Raw genomic sequence first — 14,005 nt, 5'->3', positions numbered from 1 at the left:
TGTGTACGTCCTCGAACTTGCCGGTCAGGACGACGCCTTCGCGGTCCGGGAAGCCGAGAGCGCCGCCAGCGACGTGACCGCGCTGGCATCGGGTCTGGCGACGGCACGCGGCCTCTCGGAGCGGTTCCCGCGGCTCGCGTACGTCCACCGCGCGAGCGAACTCGTCGCCACCTGCGACTCCGACGTCGCGAGCGCGCGCGCGGCGCTCGACGCCGCCGCCGTCGACCGCGCGGGCACCGTCGCGGTGCGAGCCGTCGACGTCCGCTCGACGGCCGGTGTCGACACCCAGCGCGTCGAGCGCGAACTCGGGAGCGTCCTGGTCGACCGCGGCTTCGACGTGGACCTCGACGATCCCGACCACGAGCTGCGCGCGCTGTTCGCCGCGGGCGACGCCCCGAACACCGGAGCGGACGCGGTCGACGACGTCCGCGACGCCAGCGACGTCCCCGACGACGCCGACGGCATCTGCGCCCTGGGCTGGCTCGCCGCCGAGACCCGCCGGGACTTCGCGCCGGCCCCCACCGAGCGACCCTTCTTCCAGCCCGGCAGCATGGACCCGATGGAGGCCCGCGCGCTGGTCAACGTGGCCGGCGCGCGCGAGGGCCGCCGCGTCGTCGACCCGATGTGCGGCACCGGCGGCGTCCTCGTCGAGGCGGGCCTCGTCGGCGCCAGCGTCGTCGGCACCGACGCCCAGTGGAAGATGGTCCGCGGGTCACGCGAGAACCTCGACGCGTACGTGGACGACTTCCACGTCGCGCGGGCCGACGCCACCGCCCTCCCGCTGCGCGACGGCGCGGCCGACGCCGTCGTCTTCGACGCCCCCTACGGTCGCCAGTCCCGCATCGAGGGGGACCTGGCAGACGTCGTCGCCGGCGCGCTCGCGGAGGCCGCCAGGGTCGCGCCGCGGGGCGTCCTCGTGGCCGACCGCAACTGGACCGAGGCCGCCGAAGCGGCGGGCTGGACGGTCGAGTCCCGCTTCGAGCGCCGGGTCCACCGGTCGCTGGTCAGGCACGTGCACGTGCTCAGGTGAGTCCGGCGCACTGCTGTCAGACCGGTCGATGAAACCGCTGTTTGACCGTTCTATAGGCTTTTCTCCCATCCTGTCTACGCGTCACACGCATGCTACCGAACGCAACAGACGTCCGTTCGCTACTCGTCGGCCGCCCCTCGCGGGCGATTCCGGCAGTGGTCGCCGCCGCGCTGGCGACAATTGCCAGTGCTCGCTGGGTGGCGGCGACGAACGCGTACCTGGAGATCGAGCAGGCGCTCCCGACCTACGACGGGTCGCTGGGCGCCGCGTTCTACCTCTTCGGCGGCGCGCTCGTCGGCCTCGCGGTCGCGAGCGCGGCCGTCGACGCCGGTCTGGTACCGACGCTGCTCCTGGCCGGCGGCCCGGTCGCCGGCTGGGCGGTCAACCACGCGACGGCGCCGATCGAGCTCCACTACTCGGCCACGTTTCCCCTCGAGATGGCGTTCCTGTACGGGGGCCTCTTCGGCGGGCTCGGCTTCCTCCTCGGAGCCGGTCTCCGGGCGGTGGCGCCGCCGCGGCGCGAGACGCCGCTACCGGTCTGACGCCCGATAGGAACTCAGGATCCGTCGAGAATCGCCGTCGCGCGGCCCGGCTCCCCGTCCATCCGCTCGACGATCGACCGGACGCGCTCGCGGATCTCCGCGTCGACGGTGACGAGTACCATGCCCTCGTCGGGCTGGCCGTAGACGACGCTGCCGCCCTCGGGGACGGCGAGCACCGCCGGCAGCGTCGCGAGGTCCTCCTCGCCGTCGACGCGGATCAGCGTCCTGTCGCCCTCGGCCAGTCCGTCGGCGAGCGCCGCGAGCAGGTCGGCGGTCAGCGTCGCCGGCGGGTTGTCGACGGTTCGCTCGCGCTCGAAGCCGAACGGCTCTTGCCTGTCGTCTCCCGCGCTCGCGCTCGTTCCGCTCCGCCGGGCCTCGATGGCCTCGCGGACCTCCGGATCGACGTCTGCCCGCTTGGTCCGCTCGTCGACGAACGCGACCGACGGGACGCGGCCCGCCTCCAGCAGGTGGTAGGTGACGATGTCGCCGACGGCGACGAGGGGCTCGCCGGCGTCAGCGAGCAGCGCGTCGGCGTCGGTGTAGATCGGACCGAAGGGCGCCTTCAGCTCGGAGCGGAGCTCCCCCGGCAGTTCCAGGACGACGTCGGACACGTTAGCGGACTTTCAGCGCGTACTGGCCCGGTTCGGTGACTTCCATCTCGCTGGCGATCTCCGACTCCTCGGGATGGGCGATGACGACGTAGCCGGCCCAGTCCTCCGTCAGCGAGGTCGACCCGCAGGCGACGCAGGCCTCCTCCTCGTCAGCGTCCTGCACGCGGTGACAGTCGCGACAGACCAGTCGGTTCGCCATCAGGTATCACCGGCTTCCGCCTGGGCCTGGCGCCGCTCGCGCTCCTCCTGGAGCCAGCCGTGCTTGCCGAGGCCGACCTGCTTGGCCGTGAGGCCGATCTTCGAGTCGCGGGGGTTGCGCTCGTCGATGCTCTTGGTCACGATGCGCGTGCGGACCGCGTCGCCGACCCCCAGGGTCCGGTTGGACTCCCGGGAGGCCAGCTGCTGGCCCTCCTCGTCGTAGGCGAGGTACTCGTCGGAGATCTGCGAGACGTGCAACAGCCCGTCGACGGGGCCGATGCCCACGAAGGCGCCGAAGTTGACCACCTCGACGACCTCGCCGTCGACGACCTCCTGCATCTTGGGGTCGAAGGTCAGCGCGTCGAACTCGGCGTCGAAGTAGACGCCCTCCTCCCCGGGGAGGACGGCGCCCTCGCCGATGTCGTGGACGTCGATGACGCTCACGACGGAGCCGACGTCCTCGTCCATGCGGCCCTCGAGTTTGTCCTGCAGTAGCTTCTTGACGAGATCAGGCGTCACGTCAGCGAGGTGCTCCGGCGGCACCTCGACCGTGTCGCGAAGTCGTACCCGTTTGTACATGCTATGGTTGAGTGGTGGCGAGTTTGTTCTGGCCCCTTAAACCAATTACTGGAACGCCACGATCCAGCAGGCGGTCTCTGAGGGGCTGGTCGTTCGTGACGGCGTGGGAGACGTCGGTGCCCGTCGCCAGTTCCAGGACGGCGTCGTCCGCGTAGTCGGCTGCGGTCTCCCGGACGGCACAGCGATCCGCGAGATCCAGACCGACGCTCGCGGCGACGGCTTCCTCCCCCGCACCGTCGGCGAGCTTCTCGAGTTCGGCCTCGACGGCCGATGGAATCACGTAGTCCGAGAACCCCAGCCGCTGGAGTTCCTCGAACACGCGGACGTCGCATTCGACGGGCATCATGAGCGCGTTCGTGTCCAGGACGATCATCCCCGCAGCGTGCCGACGCCGATGAGCCGCCAGCGGGCGCCGACGCGCCGGTTGATGGCGATCTTGGCACCCTCGCGGGCGCAGACCGGCCGCTTGAGCGCGACCTCGCACTCGCCGCCGCGCGCGGAGGTAACCGACCCGACCGTCGTCGCGGTACCGATCGTCAGCATCAGGGGTTCGCCGGTGGAGATCTCCTCGACCTCGCCGCCGTCCTCGCCGACGATCCGCTCGAGCAGTTCGACGTCCATCTCGAACTGCTGGTGGACCGGCGGGAGCGTGCCCGGCGGGCCGGCGACCTGGCCGGCCAGGGCGTCGCCCTTCGTGATCGAGGGGTCGAGGCCGGTGCCGACGCCGAGCAGGCCGCCGGGGGTCGCCTCGTCGACGAACTCGCCGCCGGCCTGCAGCGACCTGACGGTGGTCGTGACGGGGCGCCACTCGCTCTGGCCGCCCTCCTCGACCTCGCGGCCGGGGCGGAGTTCGATCTCGTCGTCGGCCTCGAGGACGCCCTGCGTGAGCGATCCGCCCAGCACGCCGCCCTGGAGGTCCTCCCAGGTCGTGCCCGGACGGTTGATGTCGAAGCTGCGGGCGACGAGCATCTCGGGGTCGGCCTCGGGGTCCCGGTCGGGCGTGGGGATCTCCCGCTCGATGGCGTCGATCAGGAGGTCCATGTTGACGCCCTGCTGGGCACTGACCGGGACGATCGGCGCGTCCTCGGCGACGGTCCCCTCGACGAACTCCTGGATCTGCTGGTAGTTCTCGCGGGCCCGTTCCTGGTCGACCAGGTCGACCTTGTTCTGGGCGATCACGATGTTGTCGATGCCGATGATGTCCAGTGCCATCAGATGCTCTTCGGTCTGGGCCTGGGGCACCGGCTCGGAGGCCGAGACCACGAGGACGGCGCCGTCCATGATCGAGGCGCCGGACAGCATCGTCGCCATCAGCGTCTCGTGGCCGGGCGCGTCGACGAACGACACCGTCCGCAGCACGTCGGTGTCGACGTCGTGCTCGCCGCAGGTCTCCTCGACCGTGAACGCCTCCGGTTCCTCTGCCTCGGGACAGCGACGGAACGTGGCGTCCGCGTAGCCGAGACGGATGGAGATGCCGCGTTTCATCTCCTCGGAGTGCTGGTCCGTCCAGTCGCCCGACAGGGCCTGGACCAGCGTGGTCTTCCCGTGGTCGACGTGGCCGACGAGCCCGATGTTCACCTCCGGTTGGTTGTGCGATGTCATCTCGAGAGTAATCTTGGTAGATTTTCGCCCCGTGCGCCTGATAAACCTACTGTTCCTGCCTCGCGGCGTCGTCGGGCGCTCTCGGGCCGTCTCGGGCGGCCCAGGGGGCGGAGCGCCGCCGCGCGTCCGCTCTACCGCACGCCGCGCCGCTTTTGTCCCTTGGCCGCTTCCCCCACGACGTGCGCGAGTTCGCGTTCGAGCTGTCGCTGTGCGCCCGGCTGGAGGGCGATCGAGAGGCCGTCCTGAGCCGCCAGCTCGGCGCCGCCGTCCACGGCCGCCGCGTCGTCGACGTCCTGCTGGTCGAGCCCGGCCCCGACTTCGACGGGCGGGCCGCGATCACGCCCGAGCCGATCCCGGCCGCGGCGATCGAGGCAGACGTCGGCCCCGGCCGGGCCCGCTACTGGAAAGACGCCTTCGACTGCCACCCCGAGCGCGCGGAGCGCGCGATGGAGGCCGCCTGCGAGCGCGGCTTCTTCGAGCGCGAGCGCCGCGGCGGGCGCACCTACGTCCGCCAGTCGACCCGCTACCCCGACGAGTGGTTCGGCGACCTCGTCGCCGTCGAGAACAAGCCCGACCTCGGCCGACCCGGCGACCTCGAACGGCAGCTCCGGACCGACGTCGCGCTGGGCCTGGCCGACCGCGTCGTGCTGGCCACCGCCTCGCACGTCACCGGCGCCCACCGCAACCGCGTCCCCGACGAGGTCGGCGTCTGGCGGTTCGACCCCGAGACCGGCGAGCGCGAGGTGCTTCGCGAGGCCGAATCCCTCGCCGTCGACGAGCCCGGAGTCGAGATAATCGAGGAGTACCCCGGCCGGACTGACGTGCGCGTGATCTCGGCCGAGCGGAAGGCGCGCGCCCGACGGCGGCTGGCCGAGCGGGCCTACGGCAAGGGCTGGCGGACCTTCGACCAGCCGCCCTGCGCGCGCTGCGCGCCCGACGGCGACGGCCTGCCCCACTGCGAGTGGAAGGGCCGCTCCGTGCGGGCGAGCGACGAGTGCGGTGCGGACTGCGAGGGATACGAGGCGAGCGATCCGGCCGACGTCGACGTCGATGGCCTGCGCGCCGAGCGGACGCCCTGGGAGCCGAATCCCGACGGGCGCGCGCGGCGGCAGGCCGGACTGGATCGGTGGAGATGAGCGGTCAGCGCGTTCTCAGTCTTCGATCGGAGACGCCGGCGCCTCGTCGGCGACCTGCTCCGCATGGCCCACCCGCGCCCGGTAGTTCGCGGCCGCGGCGATGGCGGCGGACACGCCGATTCCCAGCACCAGCGCCCAGTCGACGACCCCGGCGACGGCGTAGAACGTGCCGGTAGCGGCGACCATGCAGGCGAGCGCTGCCCCGCCCGCCTCCAACGCCTCGCGTCGGTCCATGCGCGGGCGGTCGTCGCCGGCGGGCATATACGCTGTGGCTGCGAGCGGCGCGCACTGCTCACACCAGTTCAGCGCTGGCACCGCTCGTCCGGTACAGCCAGAGCCCGGGGACGGCGACGGCCAGACCGACCACGAGCGAGGCGACGCCGCCGAACCACGCCAGTCCGGGGTGGCGCGGGCGCGTGGTCGCGACGGCGTAGTGGACCCCCATGTAGCGGACGATCCGCGACTCGGCGACGTCGGTCCCGTAGGACCACTCCGACGGCCTGGCGTCGGCGCCCACGGTCACCTCGCCGTCCCCCTCGACGGCCGCCTCGACGACGGACTGGGCCTCGGGCGAGAGGTCGTCGTAAGCGATGACGCGGGCGTCGGGCGGCACGTCGTCGACCGGTTCGACGGCGTGGTGGTACCCGACCTGCCCCGGCGCGAAGTGGGCGAACCCGCCGACCGCCACGGCGACGCCCGTGACGATCAGGAGGAAGGCAGGGACCGTGGGACCGTCTGTCATCGACTGGGCAGTTAACTGCGCTTCGTGAAATGTCTTTCCTCCTACAATACGAAGCGTTCACCGTCCACGGCGACGTCGTCGGCGAAGGCCTGCTCCGGCGGGACGAAGTGAGCGGCGTGGACGATGCGGTACGCGTCGGCGTCGACGTCGTCGGCCAGCGCCCGCGCGCCGGTCAGCGTCATGTGCTTGGTACCGAAAGTCCGCGGGACGCCGCCCTCGTCGTAGTGGTCTCCGCCGGCGGGGTGGTGCTCGCACAGCCCCGGGTGGACGATGCCCTCGACCAGCGCCAGGTCCGCGTCCCGGAGGACGTCCCGGGAGTCCTGACCGATGCCGTAGGTCGTGTCCCCGGAGATGGAAAGCGACGCGCCGGTCTCGGGGTCCTCCACGCGGAGGCCGTAGCAGACGAGCGGCGGGTGGACCGACGGGACCAGCGTCACCTCGAAACCGGCGGCCTCGAAGGGCTCGAACGGGGTGCGGCCGCGGACGGTCACCTCGTCGAGGTAGTCGTAGCGGTCGGCCACGTGCTCGGCGACGCTGTGGCCCAGCGCGGGGTCGGTCTCGTCGGCGGCGTAAACGGGCAGGTCGTCGACCAGCCGGTAGGCGTTGCCGAGGCCGTCGAGGTGGTCGAAGTGGACGTGCGTGATCACCGCGGCGTCCGGCAGCGCGACGTCCTCGCGGAGGAACTGGCGGCGGAAGTCCGGGCTCGCGTCGACGAGCAGGACCTCGCCGGTGCGCCCGTTGCGGACGTGGACGGAGAAGCGCGTCCGCTCGACGCCCTCCTCGCGGGCGCGCTCGCAGGTGTCGCAGTCGCAGTTCGGCGTCGGCGTCCCGGTCGTATCGCCCGTGCCCAGCAGGGTGACCTCCATCGGTGGCCCCTCGGGGCCGGCCCGTGCTAAAGGCCGCGGTCCGGGGCGCGCACGACTGATTCCCCGTCAGCAGAGGTCGCGGACAGTGTCAGCGGCCGCCTCGAGCGTCTCGACCGGGTCCTCGCCCTCGTACTCGTAGACGATCCAGTCGCTGTCGTTCGTCGCTGCCGCGTCGGCGACGCCGTCCAGGTCCAGGTCGCCCTCGCCGACCGGGACGGACTCCCCGGCGTCGCGGTCGAAGTCCTTCAGGTGAATCAGTTCCGAGCGGTCGCCCAGCGGCCGGAGGCGCGCCACGGGGTCGTCGCCCGCGTGTAGCGCGAGTCCCAGGTCGAGTTCGATACCGAAGTCGGTCGCGTCGACGAAGGCGTCGAAGCCCGTCTCGCCGTCCAGGTCGACGTACTCGTGGTCGTGGTTGTGGTAGTGGAGCGTCATCCCGCGGTCGGCGAGGCGGTCGGCGAGCGCTTCGAGGCGCTCCGCGGCCGCCGAGGCGGCCTCCCGCGACTCGAAGTGTTCGGCGTCGAGCCAGGGGATCACGACGTTCTCCACGCCCAGCGCCTCGTATAGCGCGACGGTGTCCTCGAAGTCGTCCTCGAGGTCGTCGATGCCCACGTGGGCGCCGGCGACCGAGAGGCCGGTCTCCTCGAGCGTGGCGACGACCGCGTCGACATCCGCGTCGGGCACGCGGTACGCGAACTCGACGCCGTCGAAGCCGGCGTCGGCAACGAGTTCGAGTACCTCGGTAAACGGTCGGTCGACGTTCCGGAGCGTGTACAGCTGGATCGCACTGCGTGTCATCGTTTCCCTACCGCATACCGGGCCGGAAAGGCGTTCACGTCGCGGAAATGTGTACTGCGGTCGACGTGGAACTGGGGGACTGCGGCCACCCGGGCCGACGCCGGCGCGGGGGTGGTCCTCTCGGCGAGCGGCAGCCTTTTTCGACCGGCTCGCGACCCCGAGACCATGCAGGAGCAGGCGTTGCACGCCGACCACGACGTCCTGGATCCCGCCGCCGCCGACCCGCACCTCGCGCACGTCCAGCGATTCCCCGTGAAGTCGCTGGATCCCGAGGACCGCGAGACGGCGACGCTGGTTACCGCCGGTGCCCTCGATGGGGACCGAGAGTGGGCGATGCTCGACCGCCCCGCCGGCGAGCCGTACGATCCGGACGCCGCCGCCGTGACCGGCACCGGCGACTACGTCAACGGCAAGAAGACCGACGCCGTCCATCGCATTCGGTCGACGTTCCACCCGCGGTCGGAGGGCGGTCCAGCGGTAACGCTCCGCCGCAACGGCGAAGCGGCGGACGCCGCCCGCCGGTTCCCGCTCTACGACGGGTGGGCCGACGGGAGCGGCGGAGGCACCGACGATGGCGACGCGGGCAGGCCGATCGACGCCGAGCGCGAGCGCTCGATCCACGCGGAACTGAACGACTGGCTCTCGGACCACTTCGGCCGCCCCGTCAGCGTCCGCTGGAACGGCACCGGCCAGCAGGACGACCGCCAGCGCCACGGCCCGACCGTGGTCTCCACCGCGACGCTCCGCGAGGTGGCGGCGTGGTTCGACGTCGACCTCGACTCCGCCCGGCGGCGCTTCCGCGCCAACCTGGAGATCGGCGGCGTCCCGCCGTTCTGGGAGGACCGGCTTTTCGTCGACGAGGGCGAGGCGGTGGCGTTCCGCGTCGGCGACGGCGTCGTCAAGGGGATCCACCCCTGCCAGCGCTGCGTCGTCCCCGGCCGCGACCCCGACACCGGCGCGGAGACCCCAGACTTCCGGGAGACCTTCGTCCAGCGCCGGCGGGAGACCCGCCCCGAGTGGACCGACTGCGACCGCTTCGACCACGACTACCGGCTCATGGTCAACACCCGCGTCCCCGACGGCTCCGCCGGGGCGCAGGTCGAAGCGGGCGATCCCGTCGAGATTCTGGAGACGCGGCCGGAGTAGGGATCAGTATCCCGACTGGCGTTCGCTGACGTCCTCGTGGAGTAGAACGACCGGAAAGCCCCGCCCATGCCGGCTGGTCAATCCAGTCTGGGCGGGACTGAAAGGGGCAGCGCGCTCCGCGAACCCCGGCGAAGTAAGCACTGCAGGAACGAACGCAGTGAGTGACGAAGCGCGCAGCGGGCCGCGGGAGTCTCGTGAGCGGAGCGAGTCTTCCGGTGGCGGAGTACGCTGGGGCTGTCTGGTTCTCGACCGTCTCAACAGCTCAACCAGATGTCGACGCCACTCCGAGACGCTTCCGCGGGATTGATACCCGCCGGCGCGAAAGACAGCACCAATGGAACCGCCGCTGTGGACGGAGGAACACGCCCCGTCGCTGGCGGATATCCCCCAGGAACAGGCCCGGGAGCACCTGCAGCGGGCGGTCGAGGAGCCGATGAACCTGATCGTCCACGGGCCGAAGGGGAGCGGCAAGACCGCCGCGGTGCGGGCGCTGGCCGAGGCGACCCACGAGAACCCGGACGCGGACCTCATCGAGATCAACGTCGCCGACGTCTTCGACATGACGAAGAAGGAGATCTCGCAGGACCCGCGCTTCCGATCCTTCATCGACAGCAAGCGCCGGCGGGAGTCGTCCAAGGCGGACCTGATCAACCACGTCCTCAAGGAGTCCGCCAGCTACACGCCGATGTCGGGGTCGTACAAGACGATCCTGCTGGACAACGCCGAGGGGATGCGCGAGGACTTCCAGCAGGCGCTGCGCCGCGTGATGGAGCAGTACTACGAGGCGACGCAGTTCGTCATCGCCACGCGCCAGCCCTCGGCGCTGATCGCGCCGATCCGGTCGCGCTGCTTCCCGATCGTGATGCGGGCGCCCACCCACGCCGAGACGGTCGGTGCACTGGAGCGCATCGTCGAGCGCGAGGGCGTCGACTACGAGGCGGAGGGCCTGGAGTACGTCGCGGGCTACGCCGACGGCGACCTCCGGACGGCCACGCTGGGCGCCCAGACCACCTACGAGCAGCAGGGCGAGATCACCATGAACGCCGCCTACGAGGCGCTCAACGAGGTCGAGGCCGACGACCAGGTCGAGACGATGGTCGAGGCCGCCGCGGCCGGCGAGTTCACCGACGCCCGCTCGACGCTGGACAACCTGCTCGTCGACGAGGGTCACAGCGGCGTCGACGTGCTGGAGGACGTGCTGGCGGTCGTCCGCTCGAAGTACTCCGGCGACGTCGTCGCCGAGATACACCGCCTGGCCGGCGAGATCGACGCCGACCTGGTGGAGGGGACGAACGACCGTTTGCACGTCTCGCACTTGCTCGCAGAGCTGGGCGAAATCGCAGGAGACCGTGAGTGAATCACAGGCGGACGCCAGCGAGACGCCGTGGACCGGCGTTCCGGCCTTCGAAATCCTTTTACGCCGCTCACGGGGTATATAGGGACAACGAACTATGGAAATCGACATCATCGCGGAGGACGAGAATCCCATGTTGCACCGGACGGACGTCCGGTTCGAGGTCTCTCACGAGGACGCGACTCCCTCTCGTCTCTCCGTGCGCGACTCGCTCGCCGCCAAGCTGAACAAGGACGCCGGCGAAGTCGTCGTCCGGGAACTCGACACGAAGTTCGGCATGCGCAAGACCGTCGGTCACGCCAAGGTCTACGACGACGCCGACCAGGCCCGCGACGTCGAGCAGGACCACATGCTCGAGCGCAACAAGATCGTCGCCGACGGCGACGCCGAAGAGGAGGCGGAGGAGGCATAGATGGCCCGCAACGAGTACTACGACGACGACGGCGACGCGACCAAGGAGCAGTGTCCCCGCTGTGGCGACAGCTTCCTGGCGGACCACGACGACCGCCAGCACTGCGGCAAGTGCGGTTATACCGAGTGGAAGTAGCGTAGCGCGATCCGTCGCGCTCGTTTTCGACGCGCTCGAGACTCGACAGCGGCTGCTACGACCCGCTCGTCGGCCGCCGCGGAGACCGAAGTGGTCTTTTCGTTCGGTGCCCGACCCTGTGGCAACCAGATGAGCGACTCGGCGCCGTCGGAGGACCGCCTGCGCGTGCTCGGCATCGAGGGGACCGCGTGGGCTGCGAGTGCGGCCGTATACGAGACGAACGATCCAACGAGCAGCGCCACCGACGACGAGCGCGTCTTCATCGAGAGCGATCCCTACCAGCCCGAGAGCGGCGGCATCCACCCGCGCGAGGCCGCCGAGCACATGGGCGAGGCGATTCCCGAAGTCGTCGAGACGGCGATCGAGCACGCCGAGGAGCGTGCCGAGGAGGCCGGCGAGGACCCCGCGAATCCGATCGACGCGGTAGCATTCTCCCGCGGACCCGGGCTGGGCCCGTGCCTGCGCATCGTCGGCACGGCGGCCCGCGCCGTCGCCCAGCGGTTCGACGTGTCCCTCGTGGGCGTCAACCACATGGTCGCTCACCTGGAGGTGGGCCGCCACTACGCCGGGTTCGACGCGCCGGTCTGCCTGAACGCCTCCGGCGCGAACGCGCACCTGCTGGGCTATCGCAACGGGCGCTACCGCGTGCTCGGGGAGACGATGGACACCGGCGTCGGCAACGCCATCGACAAGTTCACCCGACACGTCGGCTGGTCCCACCCCGGCGGCCCGAAGGTCGAGGAGCACGCCAGAGAGGGCGAGTACGTCGAGCTGCCCTACGTCGTCAAGGGGATGGACTTCTCGTTCTCGGGGATCATGTCCGCGGCGAAGCAGGCCTCCGACCGGGGAACGCCCGTCGAGGACGTCTGCCGCGGCCTGGAGGAGACCGTCTTCGCCATGCTGACGGAGGTTTCCGAGCGGGCGCTGGCGCTGACCGGCGCGGACGAGCTCGTCCTCGGCGGCGGCGTCGGCCAGAACGACCGCCTCCGGGGGATGCTGGCGGAGATGTGCGAGGAGCGCGGGGCCGACTTCTTCGCGCCGGAGGCCCGGTTCCTGCGGGACAACGCCGGCATGATCGCCGTTCTCGGCGCGAAGATGTACGCCGCCGGGGACGCGACTCCGGTCGCGGAGTCGGCCGTCGACCCCGACTTCCGGCCCGACGAGGTGGACGTCACGTGGCGCACCGGCGAGGCCGTCGGTGCGGCGCGCCGGTTCGAGCGCGTGGAAGCGACCGACGGGCAGCCGGTTCAGGGGGCCGAGGCCGCAGTGGAAATAGAGGGCGACCGGGTGATCAAGCGGCGACTACCGCGGACCTACCGTCACCCAGAGCTGGACGAGCGCCTCCGGACAGAGCGGACCCGCAGTGAGGCCCGTCTCACCAGCGAGGCGCGCCGCCACGGCGTCCCGACGCCGGTGGTCTACGACGTGGACCCGCACGAGGCCCGCATCGAGTTCCAGTACGTCGGCGAGGCCGAGCTGCGGGACCGCCTCTCGGTGGACGCCGTCCGGGACGTCGGCCGGTACCTCGCCCGCATCCACGACGCCGGGTTCGTCCACGGCGATCCGACGACGCGGAACGTCAGAGTACGTGCAGCGAACGACCCGCGAACGTTCCTCATCGACTTCGGCCTCGGCTACTACACCCGCGACGAGGAGGACCACGCGATGGACCTCCACGTGTTCGCCCAGTCGCTGACGGGGACGGCCGACGACCCCGGACCGCTGTGGGACGCCGCCGAGGACGCCTATCGCGCCGAGAGCGAACGGGCCGACGCCGTGCTCGACCGCCTCCGCGAGGTGGAGGGGCGCGGCCGCTACCAGTAACCGAGCGACGACGTACCAGTGAGTAACCGAGCGACGACGTACCAGTGAACTATTAAGTACGCGCTCGCGGAGTATCCGATATGGAACGAGCACTCGTCGTCCTCGACCAGGACGAACAGGGCCGCCGCCTCCTCGAAGAGGCGGCCGAACTCGCATCCGGGGTCGACGCCAAGCTGCACGTGCTGACGCTGCTGACGCCGGAGGAGTTCGGTGAGAAGCGCGACGCGCTGGACGCCGTCGAGCGCGGGGAGCAGACGAGCTACGACGACAGCGTGGTCCTCGACCGGGCCCGCCAGGACGCGGAGGAGATCATCGGCGAGACGGTCGGGGACCTGGACCTGGACTACGAGGTCGTCCCCGGACGCGTCGGCGAGGCCGAGAACGAGTCCGACCGCATCCTCGAGACTGCCGGCGAGCGGAACGTCGACCACGTGTTCGTCGCCGGGCGCAAGCGTTCGCCGACGGGCAAGGCCGTCTTCGGCGACCGCGCGCAGTCGATCGTCCTCAACTTCGACGGGCCCGTCACGTCGCTGCTGGAGTAGGCGAATCCACGGGGAAGCGGCCCGCTGTCGCGCGTGATCGGCGCCGTCGAGGCGTCGCCGCGGCCGTCACGGCCGTCACGGTCGTTACGGGGGCTGACCGGAGGAAAAACGACTTAACGAACCCTGCCCTATATACCCGCATGGCTGATCGACCGCAGTCAGGCGAGCTATTCGGCGTGCCGTACAACTTCGAGCGACCGAGCATCCGCCGGCTCCTCTCTTCCTACTGGCAGCCCGGCGACAACATGCTCGTCGAGAAGCCCTTCGGCATCGGCTACACGCTGAACCTCGCCAACTGGCGCTCCTGGGTCGTGCTCGCGGTGGCCGGCGCCATGCTGTGGCTCGAGCAGGGCAGCGGCGGCGGTGCCGAGGGCGACCGCGACGACGACGGCGAACCGGTCGAAGTCGTCGTCGATTGACAGGACCGCCGTCGCTGTTTCTGGTCGACCGCCCGACTGCAGGCCGTCGTACCGGGACTGAACGGCGACTGG

Annotated in this window: 19 protein-coding genes; 10 read left to right on the top strand and 9 right to left on the bottom strand. The window is 70.8% G+C overall.

Annotation, left to right across the window (positions count from 1 at the left end; all coding sequences use genetic code 11):
- Nucleotide 1: 1 nt before the first annotated feature.
- Entirely contained in the window at nucleotides 2–1,030 is a 1,029-nt protein-coding gene (locus LCY71_RS08725; RefSeq protein WP_225332772.1) for a methyltransferase domain-containing protein, read from the top strand.
- Between the two features lie 89 nt (nucleotides 1,031–1,119).
- Complete coding sequence (locus LCY71_RS08720) at nucleotides 1,120–1,572, top strand: DUF8071 domain-containing protein (protein ID WP_225332771.1); 453 nt, start codon at nucleotides 1,120–1,122, stop codon at nucleotides 1,570–1,572.
- Nucleotides 1,573–1,586: 14 nt separating this feature from the next.
- Here the strand turns inward: LCY71_RS08720 and LCY71_RS08715 are convergent, their stop codons facing one another.
- From LCY71_RS08715 to LCY71_RS08695, 5 genes are read right to left on the bottom strand one after another with little or no spacing between them, the layout of a single operon-like run.
- Entirely contained in the window at nucleotides 1,587–2,183 is a 597-nt protein-coding gene (locus LCY71_RS08715) for a GTP-dependent dephospho-CoA kinase family protein (RefSeq protein WP_225332770.1), read from the bottom strand.
- Nucleotide 2,184: 1 nt separating this feature from the next.
- The gene (gene spt4, locus LCY71_RS08710) at nucleotides 2,185–2,385 is read right to left on the bottom strand and encodes a transcription elongation factor subunit Spt4 (protein WP_373325163.1); all 201 of its coding nucleotides are present in this window, start codon (nucleotides 2,383–2,385) and stop codon (nucleotides 2,185–2,187) included.
- Nucleotides 2,382–2,960 (bottom strand): DNA-directed RNA polymerase, encoded by a 579-nt coding sequence (locus LCY71_RS08705; RefSeq protein ID WP_225332768.1) that lies wholly within the window; start codon nucleotides 2,958–2,960, stop codon nucleotides 2,382–2,384. The genes spt4 and LCY71_RS08705 overlap by 4 nt, the downstream gene beginning before the upstream one ends.
- A 1-nt stretch (nucleotide 2,961) precedes the next feature.
- Complete coding sequence (locus LCY71_RS08700) at nucleotides 2,962–3,333, bottom strand: PIN domain-containing protein (RefSeq protein WP_225332767.1); 372 nt, start codon at nucleotides 3,331–3,333, stop codon at nucleotides 2,962–2,964.
- On the bottom strand, nucleotides 3,330–4,562 hold the full coding sequence (locus LCY71_RS08695) for a translation initiation factor IF-2 subunit gamma (protein ID WP_225332766.1): 1,233 nt from the start codon (nucleotides 4,560–4,562) through the stop codon (nucleotides 3,330–3,332). Before LCY71_RS08695 ends, LCY71_RS08700 begins: the two co-directional genes overlap by 4 nt.
- A gap of 179 nt (nucleotides 4,563–4,741) precedes the next feature.
- Here LCY71_RS08695 and LCY71_RS08690 point away from each other — a divergent pair, with 179 nt between their 5' ends.
- On the top strand, nucleotides 4,742–5,698 hold the full coding sequence (locus tag LCY71_RS08690) for a DUF5787 family protein (protein WP_225332765.1): 957 nt from the start codon (nucleotides 4,742–4,744) through the stop codon (nucleotides 5,696–5,698).
- Nucleotides 5,699–5,713: 15 nt separating this feature from the next.
- Here the strand turns inward: LCY71_RS08690 and LCY71_RS08685 are convergent, their stop codons facing one another.
- From LCY71_RS08685 to LCY71_RS08670, 4 genes are all read right to left on the bottom strand, one after another.
- Entirely contained in the window at nucleotides 5,714–5,932 is a 219-nt protein-coding gene (locus tag LCY71_RS08685; RefSeq protein ID WP_225332764.1) for a hypothetical protein, read from the bottom strand.
- Between the two features lie 58 nt (nucleotides 5,933–5,990).
- Complete coding sequence (locus LCY71_RS08680) at nucleotides 5,991–6,440, bottom strand: DUF7979 domain-containing protein (RefSeq protein WP_225332763.1); 450 nt, start codon at nucleotides 6,438–6,440, stop codon at nucleotides 5,991–5,993.
- A 41-nt stretch (nucleotides 6,441–6,481) separates the two neighbouring features.
- Entirely contained in the window at nucleotides 6,482–7,306 is an 825-nt protein-coding gene (locus LCY71_RS08675) for an MBL fold metallo-hydrolase (protein WP_225332762.1), read from the bottom strand.
- Between the two features lie 66 nt (nucleotides 7,307–7,372).
- Nucleotides 7,373–8,101: a sugar phosphate isomerase/epimerase family protein gene (locus LCY71_RS08670; protein WP_225332761.1), complete on the bottom strand. Its 729-nt coding sequence runs from the start codon at nucleotides 8,099–8,101 to the stop codon at nucleotides 7,373–7,375.
- A 165-nt stretch (nucleotides 8,102–8,266) separates the two neighbouring features.
- Here LCY71_RS08670 and LCY71_RS08665 point away from each other — a divergent pair, with 165 nt between their 5' ends.
- From LCY71_RS08665 to LCY71_RS08635, 7 genes are all read left to right on the top strand, one after another.
- Nucleotides 8,267–9,247 (top strand): MOSC domain-containing protein, encoded by a 981-nt coding sequence (locus LCY71_RS08665; protein ID WP_225332760.1) that lies wholly within the window; start codon nucleotides 8,267–8,269, stop codon nucleotides 9,245–9,247.
- Nucleotides 9,248–9,581: 334 nt separating this feature from the next.
- Nucleotides 9,582–10,604: an AAA family ATPase gene (locus LCY71_RS08660; RefSeq protein WP_225332759.1), complete on the top strand. Its 1,023-nt coding sequence runs from the start codon at nucleotides 9,582–9,584 to the stop codon at nucleotides 10,602–10,604.
- 94 nt (nucleotides 10,605–10,698) lie between these two features.
- Entirely contained in the window at nucleotides 10,699–11,013 is a 315-nt protein-coding gene (locus tag LCY71_RS08655) for a 30S ribosomal protein S24e (protein ID WP_225332758.1), read from the top strand.
- On the top strand, nucleotides 11,014–11,148 hold the full coding sequence (locus LCY71_RS08650) for a 30S ribosomal protein S27ae (RefSeq protein ID WP_225332757.1): 135 nt from the start codon (nucleotides 11,014–11,016) through the stop codon (nucleotides 11,146–11,148). It begins immediately after the preceding gene.
- Between the two features lie 159 nt (nucleotides 11,149–11,307).
- The gene (locus LCY71_RS08645; RefSeq protein ID WP_225335896.1) at nucleotides 11,308–12,972 is read left to right on the top strand and encodes a bifunctional N(6)-L-threonylcarbamoyladenine synthase/serine/threonine protein kinase; all 1,665 of its coding nucleotides are present in this window, start codon (nucleotides 11,308–11,310) and stop codon (nucleotides 12,970–12,972) included.
- A gap of 80 nt (nucleotides 12,973–13,052) precedes the next feature.
- Nucleotides 13,053–13,514, top strand: coding sequence for a universal stress protein (locus LCY71_RS08640; RefSeq protein ID WP_225332756.1), 462 nt, complete (start codon nucleotides 13,053–13,055; stop codon nucleotides 13,512–13,514).
- Nucleotides 13,515–13,654: 140 nt separating this feature from the next.
- A complete protein-coding gene (locus LCY71_RS08635; protein ID WP_225332755.1) occupies nucleotides 13,655–13,933 on the top strand; it encodes a DUF5808 domain-containing protein in 279 nt (92 codons plus the stop codon).
- Nucleotides 13,934–14,005 lie beyond the last annotated feature (72 nt).

This window comes from Halomicrobium urmianum, from assembly GCF_020217425.1.
GTDB lineage: Archaea > Halobacteriota > Halobacteria > Halobacteriales > Haloarculaceae > Halomicrobium > Halomicrobium urmianum.
The sequence above is the reverse complement of the archived record's forward strand: the minus strand, read 5'-3'. Positions and strand labels throughout refer to the sequence as shown.